The sequence below is a fragment of the Nitrosomonadales bacterium genome, from assembly GCA_016716325.1.
Lineage (GTDB): Bacteria > Pseudomonadota > Gammaproteobacteria > Burkholderiales > Gallionellaceae > Gallionella.
The window spans coordinates 155,806-179,546 of sequence record JADJWO010000001.1 but is presented as its reverse complement, the minus strand read 5'-3'; the positions used below and the strand labels follow the sequence as shown (position 1 = coordinate 179,546).

Here is a 23,741-nt window from a genome sequence, read left to right as displayed (position 1 = left end):
CAGGTAAGCAATCGTTCCGGAACGAACGCAATCGTTACTTGCGCGCGGTTTTGTTTTAGCATGTAGCCTTGAGATCATGCCAAGGAGGAGATCATGTTGTTGCATTCCCTATTGCTGTGCGGCCTGTTGTCTTTCCCTTTGCTGGCCCATGCCGAAGCCGGGCCGTACAACCGGGTAGATTTCCAGGTCGAATCCGCGCGCGAGGTCGCCAACGACCTGTTGACGGCCACCATGCGGATACAAATCCAGGATCGGCAGCCGTCGCGCGTCGCGCAACAACTCAATACCGCGCTCAACGATGCGCTGAAGCAGGCCGCCGCCTTCGAACACGTCAAGGCCAGCAGCGGCAACCAGCACACCTATCCGGTATATGGCAAGGACAACCGGGTGGACGGCTGGCGCGGCCACGGCGAGATCCGCCTGGAGAGCCGCGATTTCAAGGCTGCGGGCGATCTCATCATGCGGCTGCAGCAAACTTTGCAGCTTGGTGACATCCACTTCTCCGTTGCGCCGGATACCCGCGCGAAGATCGAGAACGAACTGATCGCCGGAGCGATCAAGTCGTTCCAGGAACGCGCCGAGGCGATCCGCGCCGCGCTGGGCGCGCGCGCCTACAGGAGCGTCAACCTTTCCATCAACAGCGGCGGCAGGATGCCGGCACCCTACCCCATCGCCATGGCGCGTAGCGCGATGACGATGGAAGCGGCGATCCCGGCACCGGAATTCGCCGCTGGCGACAGCCGTATGGCGGTGCAGATCAACGGTACCATCGAGCTGCAGTGACGCGCAGTTTCGCCCGGCGATGTTCTTCATAAACGAAAAGGAGCACATATGTCTTCCCTGATCTTTCTCGGTTTCTTCGCAGTGGTGGTGTTCTACGGCATCACCCTGTACAACCACCTGGTCAACCTGAAGCATGCCGTCGCCAAGGCGTGGGCGAACATCGACGTGCTGCTCAAGCAGCGCCACGACGAATTGCCCAAGCTGGTCGAGGTGTGCAAGCAGTACAAGGAGTTCGAGCAGAGTACGCTGCAGAAGGTGATCGAAGCGCGCTCGCAGGTCCATGCGGCGCGCGAACGCCAGGACATCGGCGCGCTCGGCCAGGCGGAAGGCGCGCTGCGCATGGGGCTGGGCAGCATCTTCGCGGTGGCGGAGGCCTATCCCGAACTGAAGGCCAACGAGAACTTCATGCAGTTGCAGAACCGCATCACCGGCCTGGAGAACAGCATCGCCGACCGCCGCGAGCTGTACAACGAATCGGTGAACATCTACAACGTCGGCATCGAGCAGTTCCCCGCCGTGCTGGTCGCGAATATGTTCGGCTATGCCCCGAAGGCACTGCTGGAATTCTCCGCAACTGAAAAGGCTGACGTGGACATGAAACAGCTATTCAGCTGATTTCCCCATGCTGGCTTCGCTGCGCCGCGAATACGCGCACCTGGTCACGTCCGGTGCCCAGTTGCTGTTGCTGGTCATCGGCCTCAAGATGGAATCGCGCGAAGGCTGGATCGGCTGCCTGTCCCTGATGGCAGTCATCAGCTTCTTCGCCTGGCTGTCGGCGCTGCACCGGCTGCGCATGATCCGCGGCACGCCGACCTCGAAGGTCGCCTCCGCCGCGCAGGGTTATGTCGAGCTCGTCGGACGAGGCCAGTTCTTCGGCGGAACGCCACTCATCAGTAAACTGCGCGCATTGCCCTGCCTGTGGTACCGCTACGAAGTCGAAGAGGAATACCACACCAAGAACGGTCGCTCATGGCGCACCATCGATAGCGGCGAGAGCAGCGATTCGTTCATCCTGCGCGACGGCAGCGGGGAATGCGTGGTCGATCCGGAAGACGCGGAGATCGTCACCCGGCATCACGACCGGTGGATCGAGGGCCATTATCGTTACACCGAATGGAAACTCATCCAGAACGACAGCCTGTATGCCCTCGGGGAATTCCGCACGCGCAGCCTGGGCACCGAATTTGACGTCCGCGCCGAACTCAACGCGTTGCTGGCGGAATGGAAGCGCGACCTGCCCGCCCTGCATGCGCGCTTCGACCTGGACAACAACGGCGAACTGGATATGACCGAATGGATGCTGGCGAGAAGGGCCGCGCAACGTGAAGTGGCAAAGAAGAAGCGCGAGGCGCAGGCGCAGCCGGATATCCATATCATCAGCCGGCCGCGCGACGGCAAGCTGTTCCTGCTCAGCAACCTCACACCCGATAAACTCTCGCGTCGCTACCTGCTCTGGTCATGGGCGCATGTGACCATCTTCTTCGGCGCGCTCATCGGACTGGGCTGGATGCTGCAAATGAAACCGTTCTAGGATTTTTCCCTGACAGCGATCAACACCGCCCACACGCCCAGCGCGAGATAGCACAACAGCGACCATTCCGGGATGCCGAGCCCCAGGAAACTCCAGACCTTTTCCGCACATTCGCCCGAGCCGTGCAGCAACTCCTTCAGCACATCGGCCATCGGCATGGTCTCCAGCATGTAGTCGAGGCCGGGGCCACAGGCCGGCACCTGGTCCTTGGGCAGGTTCTGGATCCAGATATGGCGCGCGGCAACGGCCACGCCGGACAGTGACAACAATCCGATCAGCGCCGCATAGATGCGCTCGCCGGCGCGCTTCGGGCCATGTAGTGCGGCCACCGCGAACATCGCCAGGATCGCGATGAACGCCACGCGCTGCACCATGCACAACGGACAGGGATCCAGGTGCCTGACGTATTGCAGGAACAGGCCGAAGCCCATCAGTCCGCTGGCGAACAGCGCGCCTGCCAGGTACAGCCAGCGATTGGAAACGCCTTGCCAGAGCCTTAGGATATCCATCATATCTCCTCTATCCATGCAGCCTGTATCGCCTCGAGCACCTTCTCGCCGCCGCGCCCGTGATCGTCATCGAACCCCTCCAGGTCGACCACCCGGTTGTGCAGATCGACGAAGCGCACGGTGCGCGGGTCGATGTCTGGGTATTTTTCGCTCAGCGCGATGGCGATGTCGCGCACGTCTGTCCATTTCATACGGGAACCTCCGTCAGCCTTCTTTGACCATGTTGATCGTGTACTTCGGGATCTCCACGACCAGATCCCGGTCCGCCACCACCGCCTGACAGGACAGGCGTGACGCGGGCTCCAGCCCCCATGCCTTGTCGAGCAGGTCTTCCTCGGTCTCCTCGGCAGGATTCAGCGTGCTGAACCCTTCGCGCAAAATGACATGGCAGGTGGTACAGGCGCAGGATTTTTCACAGGCGTGCTCGATCTCGATGCCGTTCTGCAACAGCGCATCGCACAGCGAGATGCCAGGCTCGACATTGAACAGCGCGCCCTCCGGGCACAGTTCCTCATGCGGCAACACGATGATCTGCGTCATGATTTATTCTCCAGTTCGGATATCTTCCTGCCTGCCAGCGCGCGCGCGACGCTCTTGTCCATGCGCGCCTGCGCGAAGCGGACCGTGGCATCGTTCAACGCGACGATGCCGCGTTTGATGGCGAGGTGGTCGGATCGTTTCAAGGTTTCCTGCAATTTTTCCATCTGCGCCCCGATAATCGCGCGCTCGTCCGGCCCGAGCAGATCGCCGTCCTGTTCCAGCGCATGGCGCACCGCTTCCAGCAACTGTTCCGCTTCGGTCTGCTGTTCGCGCAACGCGCGCGCCTGCATGTCGTCCTGCGCATGTTGCGTGGATTCCTGCAACATGCGTGTGATCTCGGCATCGGACAGGCCGTAGGAAGGCTTGACGGCGATCGCCGCCTCGATCCCCGACCCGGTCTCGCGCGCCGACACGTTGAGCAAGCCGTCGGCGTCCACCTGGAAAGTCACGCGGATGCGCGCCGCCCCCGCGACCATCGCCGGAATGCCGCGCAGTTCGAACTTCGCCAGCGAACGGCAATCGCTCACCAGTTCGCGTTCGCCCTGCAGTACATGGATGCTCATCGCGGTCTGGCCGTCCCTGCAGGTGGTGAATTCCTGCGCGCGCGCGGTGGGGATGGTACTGTTGCGCGGCACGATCTTCTCGACCAGCCCGCCCATGGTCTCGATGCCCAGGCTGAGCGGGATCACGTCCAGCAGCAGCCAGTCGTCACCGCCGCGATTGCCCGCCAGCACATTGGCCTGGATCGCCGCACCCAGCGCCACCACTTTTTCCGGATCGAGGTTGGTCAGCGGCGTCTGCCCGAAGAACTCGGCCACCGCGCGCTGCACCTGCGGCATGCGGGTGGAGCCGCCCACCATCACCACGCCCTTCACCTCGTCCACGCTCAGCCCCGCATCGCGCAAAGCCTTGCGCGTCGGTTGCAGGCTGCGTGCCAGCAGGTTCCGGGTCATCTCGTAGAACGCCTCGCGCGTCAGCGTCACATCCACCAGTTCGCCGTTGCCCAGCACGGCGGTAATCTGCGTCTGCATGTGCTCGGTCAGCAGCTCCTTGGCGCCGCGCGCATGGGTCAGCAGCAAGCGTGTATCGTTCGCGCCGAGCTGCGACAGACCGGCTTCCTCCAGTATCCAGCAATAGATGCGCTGATCGAAATCGTCCCCGCCCAGCGCGGAATCGCCGTTGGTCGCCAGCACTTCGAACACGCCCTTGGACAGCCGCAGGATGGAGATGTCGAAAGTCCCGCCGCCCAGGTCGTACACCGCATATACCCCTTCCGAGGCGTTATCCAGTCCGTAGGCGATGGCCGCCGCGGTCGGTTCGTTGAGCAGGCGCAGCACGTTGAGTCCGGCCAGCCGCGCGGCATCCTTGGTGGCCTGGCGCTGGGCATCGTCGAAATAGGCCGGCACGGTGATCACCGCCCCGACCAGCTCGCCTCCGAGCGAACGTTCCGCCCGGTCGCGCAGCACCTTGAGGATCTCGGCGGAGACTTCCACCGGGCTCTTCACGCCGGCCACGGTGCGCAACTGCACCATGCCGGGCGTATCCACGAAACGGTAGGGCAGGTCGATCACCTCACCCACGTCCTTGAGGCCACGCCCCATGAAACGTTTGACCGAGACGATGGTGTTAACCGGATCCCGGCTCTGCTCCTGCTGCGCAGTCACGCCGACATGCACCGTGCCATCCGCAAGGTAGCGCACCACCGAGGGCAGCAGCGCACTGCCCTCCTCGTCGTTGAGCACCACGCTGATACTGTTGCGCACCGTCGCCACCAGCGAGTTGGTGGTGCCGAGGTCGATGCCGACCGCCAGCCGGTGCTGGTGCGGTGCGGCGCTCAGGCCGGGTTCGGATATCTGCAAGAGGGCCATGTAGAGTCGTAAGTCGTAAGTCGTAAGTTGTGAGTCGTGAGTGGTTTATAGCTTTGGGCTACTCACCACTTTCCACTCCCCACTTGCTAGCTGTCTATCGCGTCATAAGCGGAATGGATCTCTTCCGCAAGTTTTTCCATGAAGCGCAGTTTGCGCACCAGTCCGGCGGCAAACGCGTAATCCTTCTCGGTATCGATTTTAACCGCAAGCTGCGCTTCGAGTCCGCGCGTCTCCTCCCGCACGGCCGATCCGATGCGGTCGAGCGCACCGGCATCGCGCGCCTGCTGCGCATCCGCCACCGCCTCGCGCCATTCCATCTGCTGCATCAGGAAATCCGCCGGCATCGCGGTATGGGTGTCTTCCCCGGTGCTTACGCCGTGTAGCGACAACAGGTAGCGCGCGCGGCGCAACGGATTGCGCAACGTCTGGTAGGCCTCGTTCACCTGCGTGGAAAGCTGCATCGCGAGACGCTGCTCCGCTTCACCGAGATGCGCGGACTTGTCGGGGTGAACCTGCGCCTGAAGGGCGCGATACTCCCGTTCGAGCTGCGCCGCGTCCATCTGGCAGGACTGCGCAAGACCGAACAACTGGAAGTGGTTTTTCTGGAGATCGGGGCCGGCGGATGACATCAGACCTGGAAGCTCTCTCCGCACCCGCACTGGTTCTTGACGTTGGGATTGTTGAACTTGAAACCTTCGTTCAGTCCTTCGCGCGCATAGTCCAGCTCCATACCGTCGATATAGGGCAGGCTTTTCGGATCGACCAGCACTTTCACACCGTGGCTGTCGAAGAGGATGTCGTCGCTGCCGATCTCGTCGGCGAACTCCAGCTTATAGGCCATGCCGGAACAGCCGCTGGTGCGCACACCGATGCGCAGGCCGACGCCCTTGCCGCGTTTGGCGATGAAACCCAGCACATGGTTCGCGGCCTTGTCTGTCAATGTAATTGCCATGATGACTTCCTTGAAAACAATTCGTTGTCCACGAAATTCACGAAAATAAAATCCGTATTTTTGTTCGTGGCTTTCGTGTATTTCGTGGACCAATGGTTTTTGAACTACCTACTGCCCTTGCAGGCCGCCGTCTCGACGTTCTCGCCGTGCTTGGCCTTGTAATCGGCCACCGCCGCCTTGATGGCGTCCTCGGCAAGGATCGAACAGTGGATCTTCACCGGCGGCAGCGCCAGTTCCTCGGCGATCTGCGTGTTCTTGATCTCCAGCGCCTGCTCCACGGTCTTGCCTTTCACCCATTCGGTCACCAGCGAACTGGATGCGATGGCCGAACCGCAGCCGTAGGTCTTGAACTTGGCATCCTCGATCACGCCATCCTTGCCGACCTTGATCTGCAGTTTCATCACGTCGCCGCAGGCCGGCGCGCCGACCATGCCGGTTCCCAGCCCTTCCGCGTCCCTGGCGAACGAACCGACGTTGCGCGGATTCTCGTAGTGGTCCAGTAATTTTTCGCTGTATGCCATGATGCCCTCCTTAGTGCGCAGCCCATTGGACGGTGTCCAGGTCGATGCCGTCCTTGTACATTTCCCACAATGGCGATAACTCGCGCAGCTTGCCGATCTTGCTGTTGAGCAGCGCGATCACATAATCCACTTCCTCTATCGTGGTGAAACGCCCCACGCTGAAACGGATCGAGCTGTGCGCCAGTTCGTCGCTGCGCCCCAGCGCGCGCAGCACGTAGGACGGCTCCAGGCTCGCCGAAGTGCAGGCGGAACCGCTGGATACCGCGACATCCTTGATCGCCATGATCAGCGATTCGCCCTCGACAAAGTTGAAGCTGAGGTTGAGGTTATGCGGCACGCGCTGCTCCATGTCGCCGTTGATGTGCACCTCTTCCATGCTCATCAGGCCTTTCAGCAGGCGGTCGCGCAACATCCGGATGCGCTCGTTCTCCGTCGCCATCTCTTCCTGCGCGATGCGGAACGCCTCGCCCATGCCGACGATCTGGTGCGTCGCCAGCGTGCCGGAACGCATTCCGCGCTCGTGTCCGCCGCCGTGCATCTGCGCTTCCAGTCGCACGCGCGGCTTGCGCCGTACATACAGCGCGCCGATCCCTTTCGGGCCATAGGTCTTGTGCGCGGAAAAACTCATCAGGTCGACCTTGAGTTGCTGCAGGTCGATCGCCACCTTGCCGGTCGCCTGCGCCGCATCGACGTGGAACAGGATGCCCCGCTCACGGCAGATCTCGCCGATCGCGGCGATATCCTGGATGACGCCGATCTCGTTGTTGACCAGCATCACCGATACCAGCGAGGTATCGGGACGGATCGCGGCCTTCAGTTTATCCAGATCGAGCAGGCCGTCCGGCTCCGGATCGAGGTAGGTCGCGCTGTAGCCTTCGCGCTCCAGTTCGCGCACCGTGTCGATCACCGCCTTGTGCTCGATGCTCATGGTGATGACGTGTTTGCCCCTGCCCTGATAGAAGTGCGCCGCGCCCTTGATGGCGAGGTTGTTCGATTCGGTCGCGCCGGAGGTCCAGACGATCTCCCGTGGATCGGCATTGACCAGCGCGGCAACCTGCGCGCGCGCGCATTCGACGGCTTCATCCGCCTCCCAACCGAAGGCATGGGAACGGCTGGCCGGATTGCCGAACTTCTCGGTCAGGTAGGGGATCATCTTTTCGGCCACGCGCGGATCGACCGGCGTGGTCGCGGAATAATCCATGTAAATCGGTAACTTCATCTTTTCAATATCCCTGGTGATGCCGGCACGTAGCGTCCGTTGTCAGGCTCACGGGGCCGCAACGGCTCTGGCGGTTCCATTCTTGCCCGCCGTGACCGGCGCTATCCCCGACCTGTTTTTGGCATAGCTGTCAACCATCTGTTGCAGGCTGACGCCTTCGAGATAGTCGAATATCTTCTCGTTCAGCCCCATCCACAGATCATGGGTGATGCACGGCTTCATGTCCTGGCAATCCCCCCTTCCGCCGCAATTGGTCGCGTCCAGCGGTTCGTCCACCGCCACCACGATCTCGGCGATATTGATCTTGCCGGCCGGCCTGGCCAGGCAATAACCGCCGCCCGGGCCGCGCACGCTCTCGACGATACTGTTGCGGCGCAGCTTGCCGAATAATTGTTCCAGATAAGAGAGCGATATATTCTGCCGTTCGCTGATCGAAGCCAGCGTCACCGGCCCCTTCCCGCCGCGCATCGCAAGGTCAACCATCGCTGTCACGGCAAAACGTCCTTTGGTGGTCAATCTCATGTCATCTCTCCATTCAATATGAGTGAATCCGGTAATCCAGCATTGCCGAAGCGCATGCTGCATCAGCCATGGCTAATAATAGAATACCCAATCGTTTCAGTCAACAATCTTGTTCAAATGATTGGGATCGAACTTATCGGCGGTGGCGCGTTCCTCTTCGACGCGCACGCCCATCTTTTCGAGTTGCTGCAGAATGAAGTCGATGCGCTGGTCCACCGTCACGCTGTGCCCGATCAGGCCGTGCAGCGCCTTGTTCACCGGGTCGTTCTGATCGTTGCCGATGCCGTATGCATTGAAACCATGCACGACCTTTTTTTCCTCGTCGAGGATGCGCGCCGGAATGCCGGCCGCAGTCGCGCCTGCCGGCACGTCCTTCACCACCACCGCGTTCGAGCCGATCTTCGCCCCGTCGCCGACATGGATCGGGCCGAGTATCTTCGCGCCCGCACCCACCACCACGCCGTTGCCCAGCGTGGGATGGCGCTTGCCTTCCTTCCACGAAGTGCCACCCAGCGTCACGCCGTGATACAGCGTCACATCATCGCCGATCTCGGCCGTTTCCCCGATCACCACGCCCATGCCGTGGTCGATGAAGAAACGCCGGCCGATGGTCGCTCCCGGGTGGATCTCGATGCCGGTGAACCAGCGCGCAAAATGCGAGACGAAGCGTGCCAGCCATTTGAGGTTGGCATGCCACAGTGTGTTCGCCATACGATGCAGCATACGTGCATGCACCCCCGGATAGCAGGTCAGCACCTCGAAGGCGCTGCGCGCCGCCGGGTCGCGGTCGAAAACACTGGCGATATCTTCCCTGATATTTTCAAACATCCTTGTGCTCTTGCTGGTAGCGCGATTTGAGGCGCGCATTGTACTCGGTTGTGACGCTCAGGATACCTCTGAGGATATTGATCTCCTCCTGTTCCAGCCGTGCCCGCGCGTACAGGCGGCGCAGGCGCTGCATCAGCCGCGCCGGATTCTGCGTGGTGAAAAAACCGATCTCGTGCAACGTCTTTTCCAGATGTGCATAGAAACCCTCGGTCTGCTCATGTGCGGCAGGCTGCATCTCCGCAACGCGCGGCAGATGGCTTTGTCCCGCCACAGCCAACTCATATGCCATCACCTGCACCGCGGAAGCAACGTTGAGGGATGAGAATTCGGGGTTCGCCGGGATGTTCACACCCAACTGCGCCTTGCCCATCTCTTCGTTGGTCAGGCCGGACATCTCGGTGCCGAACAGCAGCGCCACCGGCCCCGCCTGTGCCTCCTGCAACACCAGAGGCATCCCCTCGCGCGGCGTCTTCACCTCGATCGAGATGTCGCGCAACCGCGCCGTCATCGCCGCCGTGAACACCACGCCCTGCAACGCCTCATCGATGGAACCGCACACCACCGCACGGTCGAGGATGTCGTCCGCTCCCGCCGCCATCGCCGATGCCTGGGGATCGGGGAAATGGCGCGGATTGATCAGGTACAGCCGGCTCAATCCCATGGTCTTCATCGCGCGCGCCGCCGCGCCGATGTTGCCCGGATGGGTGGTATGGCTCAGCACCACACGAACATTATTTAGCAGATCAGGTTTATTCAAAGGACAATACCAACTAAAATGCGCACCGGTTACTTCAATTCGAAACTTTGAGTAACCGTAGCGAGCGGCTTGAGTGCAAGGCGCACGGCGCACAGGAACCGGAGTGTACTCATCAGTACATGAGGATTCCGAGCACCGCGCAACGCAGCGAGCGGATGGGTGGCGGTGAAACCGCCGGGCACCCACCGGCCTGCCCCTTGCGGGTAAATCAAGACGCGCAGTAGGTTAATCAAAGTTTCGCGCTCATTAAAAAGGTCGTACTGATATGCACCCCATGCTCAACACAGCGGTAAAGGCCGCGCGTCGCGCCGGCAACCTGATCTACCGTTCCGCCGACAAGATCGACCACCTCACCATCACCAAGAAATCCCATGCGGACTTCGTCAGCGAAGTGGATCGCGCCGCCGAACGCATCATCATAGACACCTTGCTGGAGGCCTATCCCGGCCATGCGATTCTAGCAGAAGAGAGCGGCGTCCAAGGCGAGTCGGAGTATGTCTGGATCATCGATCCGCTGGACGGCACCACCAACTTCCTGCACGGCGTGCCGCAATATGCCGTGTCCATCGCCTTGCAGCACAACGGCGTGCTGACCCAGTCCGTGGTGTACGACCCGACCAAGAACGACCTGTTCACCGCCACGCGCGGACGCGGCGCTTTCCTGAACGACAAGCGCATCCGCGTCAGCAAGCGCAGGGAACTGGTCGACAGCCTGATCGGCACCGGCTTCCCCTACACCCGTTTCGAACACATGGACGCCTACATGGCGATCTTCCGCGACCTGATGCAGAAGACCGCCGGACTGCGCCGCCCCGGCGCAGCCTCGCTGGACCTGGCATGGATGGCGGCCGGCCGCTACGACGGCTTCTTCGAGACCGGGCTCAAGCCATGGGACATCGCGGGTGGCTGCCTGCTGATCACCGAAGCCGGCGGCATGGTCAGCGACCTGCACGGTTCCAACACCTTCCTCAAGACCGGACACATCTGCGCGGGCAATCCCGACATCCACCCGCAACTGCTGAAAGTCATCGCACCGCACCTCACGGTCGGATTGAAAAGCTGACAATATTTTCGGAAGGATCGGCATGATCGACATTTCCGGTTTGACTTTCGACTATCCCGGCCATCGCGCGCTCGACGATGTCACCTTGACGGTCGCCAAGGGCAGCGTCACCGCGCTGGTCGGGCCCAACGGCGCGGGCAAGACCACCCTGATACGCTGCATCGCCGGTCTCGAGATCCCGCTGACCGGCAGCATCACGGTGGACGGCATGGATGTCGTCGAACAACCGCGCGACGTGCATCGCATCATGGGTTACCTGTCCGACTTCTACGGCCTCTACCAGGACCTGACCGTCGCGCAATGTCTTGAATACGCCGCCGCTTCGCAGGGTATGGAAGAAAGAACCATCCCCGCAGCAGTCCAGCGTACCGCGAAGCAGCTCGACCTCGTTGCACAGCTCGCACAAGCCAGCGGCAGCCTGTCACGCGGACAACGCCAGCGCGTCGCCATCGGCCAGGCCATCATCCATCAACCGAAATTGCTGTTACTGGACGAGCCTGCATCCGGGCTTGATCCCGAAGCGCGCGCCAATCTCGCCGCGCTGTTCCGCCAATTACAGGCCGAAGGCATGACCTTGCTGGTGTCCTCGCACATCCTCGCCGAACTGGACGAATACTCCACCCATATCCTGGCGCTGCGCGAAGGCCGCATTCTGGAGAACCGTGCGCTGAACTCCCCGCACCAGCCGGACGTGAAGCGGCGCCTGACGCTTGCCCTTGCGCAAACCGATGCGCGTTTGCGCGACTGGCTGACCGCGACAGACAAGATCGACCTGATCAGCGCGACCGGGGATCATGCCGAATTCGATTTCCACGGCGACCTGGGGGCGCAAGCCGCGCTGCTGAAACTGATGATCCGCGAGGGTTTCGCAGTGAGCAGCCTGGCCGAGCACAAGGAGAATCTGCAGCAATCCTATCTGCGCTCCGTCGCGGCGCATCTGGAGGGGCAGCCATGAGCAATCCCGAATTCAAACGCAACCTGTGGCTGTCATTCTCCCTGCATCGCCTCATCGCCATGCCCGCACTGCTGGCGCTTACCTTCCTGACCGCCGCGCTCATGGCCAATGATGCAGGCGATGTTCCGAACAGTCTTTACGCGACATCGTCCACGTTGTTCATCTTCATCGTCTGGTTGTGGGGGGCACGGAACGCCCACGCCTGCATCGTCGACGAGCTGCGCGACAAGACATGGGACCAGCAACGCATGAGCGCGCTCGACCCGTGGACGATGACCTGGGGAAAACTGTTCGGCGCGACCGCGTTCAACTGGTATGGCGGCCTGATATGCCTCGCCGTCATGACCCTCTCCGGCATCGTCGCCGGCAAGCACGACGTGATGCACCTGCTGCTCACGCTGACCGCCGTCGGCATCATGATCCATGCGGCGCTGATCGCCCTGAACCTGCACAACAACCAGATCGAGACGCGTGTCGCCCAACGCAACGGGACGAACTGGATGGCGATCCTGCTGGCGCTGTTCCTGATCCAGGCCTCGTTCGCCTTCATCCCCATATTCATGGGCAGGAACGACCACGTCGTCTCATGGTGGAACATGGATTTCGATCGCGCCCTGTTCCTGCTCGACAGCGCGCTGCTTTTCGCTGCCTGCGCCATACTCGCCGCATGGCGTGTCACCTGCAACGCGCTGCAGGTGCGCACCCTGCCCTGGGCATGGCCGCTGTTCGCCTGCATCCTGACGCTCTATTTCGCGGGTTTCCTGCACGACGGGAGACTCTCGCAACACTTGCTGATCGGCCTGGTCATCGCCAGCATGCTGACCTATGCCACCCTGTTCAGCGAACCCAGCACCCTCATCCGCTGGCGAAAACTGCGCCTGTTGCAGGCGCGCGCCGACTGGCGCGGCTGGCTGGAACACCTGCCGCTGTGGACGACCACACTCGCGCTCACCTTCCTGTTCGCCCTGCTACTGGTACTCACAACGGGCAGCGATGACACAGGATTGGGCAGTACCGACTTCCTGAAACCGCAATACGCGCTGACACTGGCCTTGATGCTGCTGCGCGACGCCTGCATCCTGCTGTTCTTCGCGTTCTCACCGATCAACAGGCGCGTGGTCGCCGTCACCCTGCTGTACCTGATGGTGCTCGACCTGTTGTTGCCGTTCCTTGCGGGCGCCGCGCACCTGGATGCGGTACGGTTCTTCCTCATGCCGATCGATGCCAGCCACGATGCGTGGAGCAGCGTACTGGTCATGACCGTTCACACGGCCATTGCCATCGGCTTGTTGAACTGGCGGCTGCGCAACTCAGAACAGCTGTAACCGGCGTCATTCGCCAGTCATATCGGCGCGAGATCCAGCAACCTTTCCAGGATCGCCGCCCGTTCGGCGGGGGGCAGTTTGCACAGCTTGTCCGCCCAGCGCGCCTTCTTGCGCTTGATCCTTTCCCGCTCCCGGTAATTCTCGCCGAGGAAGGTCAGTTCCGACGGGACTGCCGGCGGCTCGTAATTCAGCCACAGCGATTCGGTTTTCAGGCCGCCGCGCGTCATGGCCTCGAAATCGATCCGCTTCCACTTCGCCAGCGCCTTGTCGTAAATATCGTTCCGGTATCCGGACAACATCACGGAGGCCGGTATCGTCAGCAGCACGGACACCAGATGCCGGTGCTGGTCGTCGGTCATCTCGTGGTTGTACAGGCGCCGCCCGGAACGGGTGGACATGATGTAAGGCGGATCGCAATAGATGAACTCGGTGCCGGTGAAGTGGTATTGCGCGAGTTCCGTGATCGCATCGCCGTGGATGATCGTCGTGGACAGGTTCACATGCGGTTTCAGTTTTTCGAGTGCCGCAGCATCCGCATCGATGATGACGCTGGCCAGCGCGGGACGTTTCGCCCGGTACACGCTGCCGCCGCCCACGAAGGGTTCGATATAAGTTGTGTGGGGGGGGATCAGGTTGATGATCTTCTGGTATATCCCCGCTCCGCCCTTGCCGCCTGGATAACGCATCTGGATCCTCCTGTCGTTCCTGATTAACGATGGCGACGAGTATCGTCAGAAATGACGATGCTGTCAAGCGATTCCCTGCCATGGATGATGTGGCCGTATCAAACTGATGGCATGTCCCGCCTTATTTTGGTAGATTGACTACAACGCCCGCCAGGCTTCGACTGTCCAGCTTGCCGTGGTCCGAGCGCCTATACGCAATGTAATGGTTTCGCCAGCATCGATGCCGATTCGCCCAGGAAGCAAGAGCTACTTTTGGAGGATGCAAGCATGAGATTCTTTATATGGATGTTCCTGCTAACGACATCCCTGCTGACCAACTCCGTCGCTGCCGATGAATCAAAGGTCGTCACTCCCGAGGAGGTCGGCCTGTCCTCTGCCCGGCTGGGGAACATCTCCGGTTTCATCGGCGATCATATCGAACAAAAGAAAATGGCCGGCGCGGTCGTGCTGGTCGCACGGCACGGCAAGATCGCCTACTTCGAGACCTTCGGCGTGGCCGACACCGGCAAACCGATGCAACGCGACACCCTGTTCCGCATCTGCTCGATGACCAAGCCGGTGGTCACACTGGCGATCCTGCAGCTCCAGGAAGAAGGCAAGTTGCTGCTATCCGACCCGGTCGCCAAATACATCCCCGAGTTCGCCCATCCCAAGGTGATCGAGATGCTGCCGCCCGGTTCGGATCCGGCCTTCAAGCTGGTGCCGGCCAAGCGCGACCTCACCATCAAGGACCTGCTCACCCATACCGCCGGCATGCCCTATTCGTTCGCCGCCGAGTGGTACCCGCAAGACCGTCTGTTGCGCCAGATGAACCTGCTCTATGAGGAGGCCGGCGTCAGCAGCGGCATGTACGAGACCGACGAGACGATAGGCGACATGGTCAAACGGCTGGCACGGCTGCCGCTGGCCAGCCAGCCCGGCGAGGCCTTCATCTACGGCATGGCGGCGGATGTCTCCGGCTATCTGGTGGAAGTGGTCTCAGGCCAGAAACTGGACGACTACATCACCGAGCACATCTTCAAGCCGCTGAAGATGAACGACAGCTATTTCTTCGTGCCGGAGAACAAACAAAGCAGGATGTCTGCGGTATGGAAGAGCGACTGGCACGGCAAGCTGGAAAAGGTCGCGCCCGGCCCGCATCAGGAAGGACTCTACCGTTATTCGCCCACCTTCCAGACCCATGGGCCGAAGAAGTTCCTGTCCGGTGGCGTCGGCATGGTCAGCACCGCCGGCGACTATTTCCGCTTCGCCCAGATGTTGCTGAACAAGGGCCGGCTGGACGGCGTGCGCGTCATCAGCCGCAAGACGGTCGAGCTGATGCTCACCAACCAGATCGGTGACCTTTCCGAGATCACGCTGCACGACGCGGGCTGGAAATTCGGCCTGGGTCTGGGCATCCAGGTGGACCGCGAACATAATGTGGATGCGGGCGGTGTCGGCACCTTCGAATGGGCCGGCCTGTATTCCACGCGTTTCAGCGTCGATCCGAAGGAAGAGAAGATCACCCTCTTCCTGTCCCAGACGCACCCCTTCGGACACCATTTCGGGCTGTGGGATAAATTGCTGCTGATGTCCGCTGCCAGCATCGATGATTGAGAACAGGGAGGCCGCCATGAACCACTCGAACCGCACCCGTCCATTCCGCCACATCGCCCACCTGCTCGCGATCGGCCTGATGCTGAACTCTTGGAGCGCACAAGCCACGGCGCCTCGCGTCGCCCCCAAGATGTTCGGCGAAGCGCAGCAGATCGACATCGTCGGCTATTCCTCGAACCAGATATCTGCCGCTTCAGAAATCGAGGGCAAGCTGACCGGCGACCTGCTGGAAGCCGCTTTCAAGGCGGGCGGCATGCAACCCAACATCGACGTCCTGCCCTCGAAGCAACTCGCCAAGTATGAGTTCGTCGTCAATCAGGTCCCCGCGCTGATCGTTGCGGCGGACGGTCTTTCCGCCAAGGAGAAGAAGCGCTATCGCACCGTCACCTACTTCCTGAGCGATGTAGTTCACGCCAAGTCACCCGTCTTGCTGGCCTTCGACCTGAACAATCCGCGCGGCGCGAAACTGTACAAGGCTTTCGACCAGGGCCTGCAAAAGATCGTCGGGAGCGGCCAATATCTCGAACTGATGCACAAACACCTCGGCCAGAAAGCGCTCCATGCCGACTACCTCAACCAACTCAAGAGCCTGAATCCCGGCTGGAAGTGAACATCGACATGCGCGGGCATACTGCACCTGCAAGGACTTCCGGATTACGCGTCCTGCTATCGTGCCTGTTTTTGACGCTGGCGTTGGAAGCCCATGCCCAGGAGGCAACGGTCGTCTTCGATTCCACCGAGACACCGCCGATCTGGTCGGCCTCAATACCCGGTGGCGGACTGGGCGGTGAGCTGCTGAGCCTGTTGTCGAAAAAGGCCGGCGTGAGCTATTCCATGCGCTACCTGCCCCCCGCCCGCTACAGTCGCAGCACCTCGCCCTTCATCGTCGGCAACCCCAACCTGCTGGTGAACGAACGCAACCGCGCCATCTTTCCCATCGGCCACATCCACCTGACGTATTTCTACTACCGCCCCGAACATGAGCCGAGCCCCATCAGGACGCTGGCCGACCTCGCCGGACACCGATTGGGGTTGCTGCGCGGGACGGTGGAAGATCTTGAGGCATTCGAGCGCCTCAAGGTCAAGGTGGAACAGGCCGACTCCGTCACCAGCCTGGTGCGCATGCTGAAGAAAGGACGGATCGACGTTGCCATCCTGACCGAACTCCCGGCGCTGCATGTGATACAGCAAGAATTCCCCGGCGCGCAGGATGATTTTGTTCGCCTGCACGTCCCGGGCGCCAGCCAGCCCATCGCGGTGATGGTGGATCTGGATGCCCCGGGCGGGCGCGACATCGCGAAACGCTATCGGCAGGCGCTGCTCGAGTATCACCGTAGCCCGCAGTATCTGGAGATACAACGCAAACACCATGACCATGATCCCGGCGGCGCCCGGACCGACAGCGATCTGCTGGAGCGGCTTTTGCTCCTGTACGAATCCACCTGGGATGAGTGACAACCTGCATGAGGATGACCTGATGGGCACACCTGCCACCAAACCGAAATCGTTCTCCCATGAACTCACGGTCGCACTGGCCGTTTCGATCACCTTGGTCGCGGCCCTGTTCGGCACATTGACCTTCTTGTACAACCAGCACAACCAGACCGGGCAATTCGCGGAAGGCGCAGCGCGATACGAAGATAATCTGCAATGGCTGCTGGAACCCGCGCTATGGAACGTCGATGACGATCTGGTCATGAGGATCGGCATCGCCCTCACCACTACCGGTAATTTCAGCAGCCTGACTATCCGGGACGAGCAGCAGCGCGACCTCTATCGATATGGCGAACCCGGCCTTGAAAAAGACACACACAAGATCGATATCCGCCATGACGGGGCCGTCATCGGCAGCGCCGAGTTCCGCCTCAACCTGCAGCCCTACGAGGATGAGCGCAGGCGCATCCTCTACACGACTGTCGGCTTCGCGCTGCTGCTCGTCACCCTGCTGTTCCTGTCGCTGCGCTGGACAATCAACAAAGTATTGCGGCGACCCATGGGTGTGCTGAACGCTGCGATCCATGAAGTCGTTGAAGGCAAGAGCCCACGGATTCCACCCGAGAATACCTATGAGGAGTTCTCCACCATCGTTGACAGCATCAATACCATGTCGATGGCCGTGGCCGAGCGTGAAGGGAGTCTGCGGGCCAGCGAGCAGAAACTGCTCACCATTCTGGACAACCTGGATGCCTACGTCTATCTGAAGGATACCGAGGGACGGTATCTGTTTGCCAATCGCAAGGTCCGTGAGCTTTGGCATGCAGATATGGATGGGATCGTCGGTAGCGGCGACGACAAGTTCTTCGATTCCTCAACCGCCAACAACATCCGCCGCAATGACCTCCGCGTTCTGGAACAGGGCGCGACCGTCAGGGAACTGGAAACCAATACCGTCACCGACACAGGGGTAACGCGCGTTTTTCAATCGACCAAGCTCCCGCTGCGCAATGAGAGCGGCGGCATCTATGCCTTGTGCGGCATTTCCGTCGACATCACCGAGCGCATCCAGACCGAACAGGAGCTGAATCGCTACAAGGACCATCTGGAAGAAGAGGTGGAGTCGCGCACCGCTGAACTGGTGCTGGCGCGCGACGCGGCGGAGACTGCCAACAAGGCCAAGAGCGTGTTCCTGGCCAGCATGAGCCACGAGCTGCGCACCCCGCTCAATGCCATCCTCGGCTTCTCCAGCCTGATGCTCAAGGACTCGGGGCGCAGAGAGGTTCAGCGCACCCATCTGGAGATCATTCACCGCAGCGGCGAGCACCTGCTGACCCTGATCAACGATGTGCTGGAAATGGCCAAGATCGAGGCCGGCAAAGTGCAACTGGAGAAGGCGCCGTTCGATCTCGGGGCGCTGGTGCGCGAGGTCACGGACATGATGCAGATCCGCGCCGAAGGCAAGGGGCTGCGACTGCTGCTGGACCAGTCATCCTCCTTCCCTCGCTTCATCAATGGGGACGAGGCCCGTCTGCGCCAGATCCTGCTCAACCTGCTCAGCAATGCGGTCAAGTTCACCGAACAGGGCGGCGTGACCCTGCGTCTGGGCAGCCGCATGAACGGCGGCTTGCATCTGCTCATCGAGGTCGAGGACAGCGGCCCGGGCATCTCGGCCGAAGACCAGAAACGATTGTTCCAGCCCTTCGTACAGTTTGGCAAACAGCCGGGAGACAATCAGGGCACCGGCCTCGGACTGTCCATCACCCGCCAGTTCGTGCAGTTGATGGGCGGGACGATCTCGGTCGAGAGCACGCCGGGCAAGGGCTCGATCTTCCGGGTGGTGCTGCCTGCGGAAACGACCAGCTCGACCGAAGTGGCCGGCACTCAGAACGGAACGGAGGATACCGTGCTCGGGCTGGCCCCCGGTCAACCCGAGTACCGCATCCTGATCGTCGAGGACCAGACGGAGAACCAGTTGCTGCTCAGGCGGCTGCTCGAAAGGGTGGGTCTGCAATCCGAGGTGGCGGATGACGGCAAGCAGGCTGTCGGGATGTTCCAGCGCTGGCAGCCGCACCTGATCCTGATGGACCGGCGCATGCCGGTGATGGACGGCATCGAGGCCACCAAGGCGATACGCGCCCTGCCCGGCGGCCAGGAGGTGAAGATCGTCGCGGTCACCGCCTCGGCGTTCAAGGAGCAGCAGACAGAGATGCTGGCAGCGGGCATGGACGATTTCGTGCGCAAGCCCTATCGCTTCAACGAGATCTACGATTGCCTGTCGCGGCAACTGGGCGTGCAGTTCATCCATGAGGAGGCACATGAGGATGGAGCCGCGCCCTCGATGGCACTGACCGCCGAAATGATGGCCGTGTTGCCGCCCGCCTTGCGCAATGAACTGAAGGTGGCCCTGCAAAGCCTGGACAGCGACCGCATCGCCGCCGCCATCGCGCGGGTCGCAGACCACGACACGACGCTGTGCAGGGCCCTGTCCCGCATTGTGGAGAATTTCGATTATCCTGTTATCCTTAACGCCATAGAGAACACCCATGGAAAATAACATGAGTAACAAGGGCAACATCCTCGCAGTGGACGATACGCCCGCTTCCTTGCGACTGCTGACCGATCTGCTGAAGAACGAAGGCTATGAGGTGCGTTCGGCCATCAATGGCGAGCTGGCCCTGCACGCGGCCCTCGAGGCGCCACCCGACCTGATGCTGCTCGATATCCGCATGCCCGGCATGGATGGATACGAGGTGTGCCGGCGCCTGAAGGCGGAAGATTCATTGCGTGACATCCCGGTGATCTTCGTCAGCGCCGCCTCCGAAATGGACGAGAAGCTGATGGGCTTCAGGGTCGGCGCCGTCGATTATGTGACCAAGCCCTACCAGCGCGCCGAACTGGTGGCCCGGGTCAGTACGCACATGGAACTGCATCAGCTGCGTGACCACCTTGAGGAGACGATACAGACCCGCACCAGCCAGTTGCTGGAAAGCGAGAAACGTTTGCGCGGCAGCCTGCTCAGTTCCATCGAAGCCCTGGCTTCCATGGTCGAGTTTCGCGATCCCTACACTGCCGGCCATCAGCGCCGTGTCGCAACGCTTGCGGACGAGATCGCCAAGGGGATGGGGCTGGACCCTAACCAGACCGAGGGAATCAAGCTGGCTGCCATCGTCCACGATGTCGGCAAGATCCAGGTCCCGGCCGAGATCCTCAGCATGCCACGTCGCCTGTCAGAGCTCGAATTCGGCCTCATCAAGACCCACTCGCAGATCGGCTACGACATCCTCAAGTCCATCGACTTCCCCTGGCCGATCGCGCAGATCGTGTGGCAGCATCACGAACGCATGGATGGAACGGGTTATCCGCAGGGACTCAAGGGTGAGGATATCCTGCTGGAAGCGCGCATCATCGGCGTGGCCGACGTGGTCGAGGCGATGTTCTCGCACCGTCCCTACCGTCCCGGGCTGGGTATCGGGGCTGCAATGGAGGAGCTATTGAATCACAGGGGCACGATGTACGATCCGGCGGTCGTGGATGTTTGCATCAAGTTGTTCCGGGAGGAGGGTTTCAATTTTCCGGACTGACCGGACTGTCGAATTTCCAGCGCGACAACCCCGCACTTTCCAGCCATCTCCGTTCAAACAGGAAAGCACAGGTTGCGTTCACGGCAAGCTACCGGTCCAGCCGCCGCAATTCCTTTGTCAGGTCAATCCGTGAAGCTGGAAGATATCGTCTTGCTCCAGTTTGTCTTCATCGGATTGATGGAACGAACACCAAACAAATGAATACTGAGTCTCAAACGAGATGACACAAGACATTGAAAGACACACGCCGATGATGCAGCAGTACCTGCGGCTCAAGGCCGACCATCAGGACAAGCTGCTGTTCTACCGCATGGGCGATTTCTACGAGCTGTTCCATGACGATGCGGTGCGCGTCGCCAGGCTGCTCGACATCACGCTCACCCAGCGCGGCGCCTCCAACGGCCAGCCGATCAAGATGGCGGGCGTGCCCTACCACGCCGCCGAGCAATATCTGGCGCGGCTGGTGAAGATGGGCGAATCGGTCGCCATCTGCGAGCAGATCGGCGACCCCGCCACCAGCAAAGGCCCGGTCGAACGCAAGGTGGTGCGCATCGTCACCCCCGGCACCGTCACCGACTCCGCGCTGCTGGAAGAGAAGCGCGACAACCTGCTGCTCGCGCTGCACCAGAACAGGAACGAGATCGGCCTCGCCTGGCTCAACCTCGCCTCGGGTCAATTCACCCTGGCCGAAGTGGATGCCAAGCAACTGCCCGCCGAACTGGAGCGCCTGCAACCTTCCGAGATATTGTTCGCCGAGAGCGCTGCCGCGCCGCAGTTCAAGAACGCCGCCAACAAATCCCTGCCCGACTGGCACTTCGAGCGCGACACCGCACACCGCGCGCTGTGCCAACAGTTCGGCACGCGCGACCTGGCCGGTTTCGGTTGTGAAGAATTCACGCTCGGCCTGAGTGCCGCCGGTGCCCTGCTCGGCTACGCCAAACTCACCCAGGGCCAGAGCATCGCCCACATCCGTGGTGCGCAGGTGTATCACGCCGACCAGTTCGTGCGCATGGACGCAGCGACAAGACGCAACCTGGAGATCACCCAGACCCTGCGCGGCGAACCCGCGCCGACCCTGCTCTCGCTGCTCGACACCTGCGCCACCAACATGGGCAGCCGATTGCTCACGCACTGGCTGCACCACCCGCTGCGCGACCGCGCAGCGTTGGGGGCAAGACTAGAGGCGGTTGAACAACTCCTACTCCCCTCTCCCGCTGGCGGGATAACCAATGACTTGGCTGGCGTTGTTTGCCAGCCTGGTCAGATGGCTGGTAGTTCCATCAGAGGGGCTGGGGGAGAGGGTTCACACAGCGCCGCCCCCCTCTCCCCAGCCCTCTCCCCTCAAGGGGCGAGGGAGCTGTTTGGCGTAGTCTACGACCAGCTCAAACCCAGCGTGGACGTGGAACGCATCACCGCGCGCATCGCCTTGAAGAGTGCAAGACCGCGCGACCTTTCCGGCCTGCGCGACACACTCAAGCAACTGCCCGAACTGCACAACACTTTGGCAGGCATCAGCGCACCGCGTTTGCAGCAACTCGCCTCCGAACTCAACCTTTCCGCATCCCACCAGACCGTTCGTCCTGAGCTTGTCGAAGGATCGGCGCAATGCGCCGGCCAGACAGATGAGCCCGCTCATGCTTCGACCTTGGCCTTTAGTCCTGAGCTTATAGAAGGGTCAGCACGAACGGGGTATGAATTAGTCGAGCTGCTGCAGAAGACCATCAAGGAAGAACCTTCAAGTGTATTGAGGGAAGGCGGTGTGATCGCCGATGGCTTCGACCCCGAGCTGGACGAGTTGCGTGGCATCCAGTCCAACTGCGGCGATTTCCTGCTGGCACTGGAGAAGCGCGAACGCGAACGCACCGGCATCGACAAACTCAAGGTCGAATACAACCGCGTGCACGGCTTCTACATCGAGGTGAGCACGGCCAATGCCGACAAGGTGCCGGACGACTACCGCCGCCGCCAGACGCTGAAGAACGTCGAGCGTTACATCACACCGGAACTGAAAGCCTTCGAAGACAAAGCGCTGTCCGCCAATGACCGCGCACTGGCGCGCGAGAAATATCTGTACGACCAGTTGCTGGACGCGCTCGCGCCGAGCATCCCGCAACTGCAAGCCATCGCCGCCGCCATCGCCGAACTGGACGTGCTCGCCACCTTTGCCGAACGCGCTGCCACGCTGAACTTCAGCGCGCCGCAATTCAGCGATGAAGCACAGGTGAGCATCAAGCAAGGTCGTCACCCCGTGGTCGAAGCGCAGGTGGATACCTTCACGCCGAACGACACCGCGCTCGGCGATGCGCGCCGCATGCTGCTCATCACCGGCCCCAACATGGGCGGTAAATCTACCTACATGCGACAGGTGGCCATCATCGCGCTACTCGCGCATGTCGGTTGCTTCGTGCCGGCACAGCAAGCCGTGCTCGGCGAAATCGACCAGATATTCACGCGCATCGGCGCATCGGACGACCTCGCCAGCGGACGTTCCACCTTCATGGTCGAGATGACCGAAGCCGCCAACATCCTGCACAACGCCACCGACAAGAGCCTGGTGCTGGTGGACGAGATCGGGCGCGGCACCAGCACCTTCGACGGTTTGGCATTGGCCTACGCCATCGCGCGCCACCTGCTGGAACTCAACCGCAGCTACACCCTGTTCGCCACCCACTACTTCGAACTCACGCGACTGGCCGAAGAATTCGCCCAACTCGCCAACGTCCACCTCGCCGCCATCGAACACCAGCACAGCATCGTGTTCCTGCACAGCGTCAACGAAGGCGCCGCCAGCCAGAGCTACGGCCTGCAAGTCGCCGCCCTTGCGGGTGTGCCGAACAGCGTCATCCGCAACGCCAAGAAACAACTGGTGAAGCTGGAACAGAACAGCGCCGCGCAGAACCCGCAAGGCGACCTGTTCGCCGCCGTGCCGGAAGCACCGGAGCCGGAAGAACATCCGCTGCTGTCGGCACTGCGCGACCTGCAGCCGGATGAGATGAGTCCGAAGGAAGCGCTGGAGAGGATTTATCAGTTGAAGAAGCTGGTGTAGCAAGCACAATGCTTCATTGATT

At 61.3% G+C, this 23,741-nt stretch carries 24 protein-coding genes; 12 read left to right on the top strand and 12 right to left on the bottom strand.

Translation table 11 applies throughout. The features are described from left to right. Window positions 1-93: 93 nt before the first annotated feature. From IPM27_00800 to IPM27_00790, 3 genes are read left to right on the top strand one after another with little or no spacing between them, the layout of a single operon-like run. Complete coding sequence (locus tag IPM27_00800; protein ID MBK9160106.1) at window positions 94-783, top strand: SIMPL domain-containing protein; 690 nt, start codon at window positions 94-96, stop codon at window positions 781-783. A gap of 48 nt (window positions 784-831) precedes the next feature. Beyond that, window positions 832-1,398: a LemA family protein gene (locus IPM27_00795; protein MBK9160105.1), complete on the top strand. Its 567-nt coding sequence runs from the start codon at window positions 832-834 to the stop codon at window positions 1,396-1,398. Between the two features lie 7 nt (window positions 1,399-1,405). Next, complete coding sequence (locus tag IPM27_00790; GenBank protein ID MBK9160104.1) at window positions 1,406-2,314, top strand: hypothetical protein; 909 nt, start codon at window positions 1,406-1,408, stop codon at window positions 2,312-2,314. Here IPM27_00790 and IPM27_00785 read toward each other — a convergent pair. The 11 genes from IPM27_00785 to IPM27_00735 all read right to left on the bottom strand — a co-directional run bounded on the left by IPM27_00785 (window position 2,311) and on the right by IPM27_00735 (window position 10,030). Beyond that, window positions 2,311-2,823, bottom strand: coding sequence for a disulfide bond formation protein B (locus IPM27_00785; protein MBK9160103.1), 513 nt, complete (start codon window positions 2,821-2,823; stop codon window positions 2,311-2,313). The two genes, IPM27_00790 and IPM27_00785, sit on opposite strands and share 4 nt — an antisense overlap. Then, entirely contained in the window at window positions 2,823-3,014 is a 192-nt protein-coding gene (iscX, locus tag IPM27_00780) for a Fe-S cluster assembly protein IscX (GenBank protein MBK9160102.1), read from the bottom strand. The genes IPM27_00785 and iscX overlap by 1 nt, the downstream gene beginning before the upstream one ends. A gap of 13 nt (window positions 3,015-3,027) precedes the next feature. Further along, window positions 3,028-3,363: an ISC system 2Fe-2S type ferredoxin gene (gene fdx / locus IPM27_00775; protein ID MBK9160101.1), complete on the bottom strand. Its 336-nt coding sequence runs from the start codon at window positions 3,361-3,363 to the stop codon at window positions 3,028-3,030. Then, the gene (gene hscA / locus IPM27_00770; protein ID MBK9160100.1) at window positions 3,360-5,231 is read right to left on the bottom strand and encodes a Fe-S protein assembly chaperone HscA; all 1,872 of its coding nucleotides are present in this window, start codon (window positions 5,229-5,231) and stop codon (window positions 3,360-3,362) included. Before hscA ends, fdx begins: the two co-directional genes overlap by 4 nt. 86 nt (window positions 5,232-5,317) lie before the next feature. Next, window positions 5,318-5,860, bottom strand: a complete 543-nt coding sequence (gene hscB / locus IPM27_00765; protein ID MBK9160099.1) for a Fe-S protein assembly co-chaperone HscB — start codon at window positions 5,858-5,860, stop codon at window positions 5,318-5,320. Further along, window positions 5,860-6,183 (bottom strand): iron-sulfur cluster assembly protein IscA, encoded by a 324-nt coding sequence (gene iscA / locus IPM27_00760; protein ID MBK9160098.1) that lies wholly within the window; start codon window positions 6,181-6,183, stop codon window positions 5,860-5,862. Before iscA ends, hscB begins: the two co-directional genes overlap by 1 nt. 104 nt (window positions 6,184-6,287) lie before the next feature. Continuing rightward, window positions 6,288-6,704, bottom strand: coding sequence for a Fe-S cluster assembly scaffold IscU (iscU, locus tag IPM27_00755; protein ID MBK9160097.1), 417 nt, complete (start codon window positions 6,702-6,704; stop codon window positions 6,288-6,290). A 10-nt stretch (window positions 6,705-6,714) separates the two neighbouring features. Continuing rightward, entirely contained in the window at window positions 6,715-7,923 is a 1,209-nt protein-coding gene (locus IPM27_00750) for an IscS subfamily cysteine desulfurase (GenBank protein ID MBK9160096.1), read from the bottom strand. 48 nt (window positions 7,924-7,971) lie between these two features. Beyond that, window positions 7,972-8,445: a Fe-S cluster assembly transcription factor gene (locus IPM27_00745; GenBank protein ID MBK9160095.1), complete on the bottom strand. Its 474-nt coding sequence runs from the start codon at window positions 8,443-8,445 to the stop codon at window positions 7,972-7,974. A 96-nt stretch (window positions 8,446-8,541) separates the two neighbouring features. Further along, window positions 8,542-9,312, bottom strand: a complete 771-nt coding sequence (gene cysE, locus IPM27_00740) for a serine O-acetyltransferase (protein ID MBK9160094.1) — start codon at window positions 9,310-9,312, stop codon at window positions 8,542-8,544. Next, entirely contained in the window at window positions 9,266-10,030 is a 765-nt protein-coding gene (locus IPM27_00735; protein MBK9160093.1) for an RNA methyltransferase, read from the bottom strand. The genes cysE and IPM27_00735 overlap by 47 nt, the downstream gene beginning before the upstream one ends. 265 nt (window positions 10,031-10,295) lie before the next feature. Here IPM27_00735 and IPM27_00730 point away from each other — a divergent pair, with 265 nt between their 5' ends. Genes IPM27_00730 through IPM27_00720 form a run of 3 tightly spaced genes read left to right on the top strand, consistent with a single transcriptional unit; the run spans window position 10,296 to window position 13,373 of the window. Beyond that, a complete protein-coding gene (locus tag IPM27_00730; GenBank protein MBK9160092.1) occupies window positions 10,296-11,093 on the top strand; it encodes an inositol monophosphatase in 798 nt (265 codons plus the stop codon). Between the two features lie 22 nt (window positions 11,094-11,115). Further along, the gene (locus IPM27_00725; GenBank protein ID MBK9160091.1) at window positions 11,116-12,048 is read left to right on the top strand and encodes an ABC transporter ATP-binding protein; all 933 of its coding nucleotides are present in this window, start codon (window positions 11,116-11,118) and stop codon (window positions 12,046-12,048) included. Beyond that, on the top strand, window positions 12,045-13,373 hold the full coding sequence (locus tag IPM27_00720; protein ID MBK9160090.1) for a hypothetical protein: 1,329 nt from the start codon (window positions 12,045-12,047) through the stop codon (window positions 13,371-13,373). Before IPM27_00725 ends, IPM27_00720 begins: the two co-directional genes overlap by 4 nt. Before the next feature lie 17 nt (window positions 13,374-13,390). Here the strand turns inward: IPM27_00720 and IPM27_00715 are convergent, their stop codons facing one another. Further along, entirely contained in the window at window positions 13,391-14,059 is a 669-nt protein-coding gene (locus tag IPM27_00715; protein MBK9160089.1) for a DNA adenine methylase, read from the bottom strand. Window positions 14,060-14,344: 285 nt separating this feature from the next. On the opposite strand from IPM27_00715, the gene IPM27_00710 reads away from it, so the two are divergent. The 6 genes from IPM27_00710 (at window position 14,345) to mutS (ending at window position 23,719) form a co-directional block, all read left to right on the top strand. Further along, window positions 14,345-15,655: a beta-lactamase family protein gene (locus tag IPM27_00710; GenBank protein ID MBK9160088.1), complete on the top strand. Its 1,311-nt coding sequence runs from the start codon at window positions 14,345-14,347 to the stop codon at window positions 15,653-15,655. 16 nt (window positions 15,656-15,671) lie between these two features. Then, the gene (locus IPM27_00705; GenBank protein MBK9160087.1) at window positions 15,672-16,265 is read left to right on the top strand and encodes a hypothetical protein; all 594 of its coding nucleotides are present in this window, start codon (window positions 15,672-15,674) and stop codon (window positions 16,263-16,265) included. Window positions 16,266-16,273: 8 nt separating this feature from the next. Continuing rightward, on the top strand, window positions 16,274-17,110 hold the full coding sequence (locus IPM27_00700; protein MBK9160086.1) for a transporter substrate-binding domain-containing protein: 837 nt from the start codon (window positions 16,274-16,276) through the stop codon (window positions 17,108-17,110). Next, complete coding sequence (locus tag IPM27_00695) at window positions 17,103-19,646, top strand: response regulator (GenBank protein ID MBK9160085.1); 2,544 nt, start codon at window positions 17,103-17,105, stop codon at window positions 19,644-19,646. Before IPM27_00700 ends, IPM27_00695 begins: the two co-directional genes overlap by 8 nt. Window position 19,647: 1 nt before the next feature. Beyond that, the gene (locus tag IPM27_00690; protein MBK9160084.1) at window positions 19,648-20,673 is read left to right on the top strand and encodes a response regulator; all 1,026 of its coding nucleotides are present in this window, start codon (window positions 19,648-19,650) and stop codon (window positions 20,671-20,673) included. A 220-nt stretch (window positions 20,674-20,893) separates the two neighbouring features. Further along, window positions 20,894-23,719 (top strand): DNA mismatch repair protein MutS, encoded by a 2,826-nt coding sequence (mutS, locus tag IPM27_00685; GenBank protein ID MBK9160083.1) that lies wholly within the window; start codon window positions 20,894-20,896, stop codon window positions 23,717-23,719. Window positions 23,720-23,741: the final 22 nt, after the last annotated feature.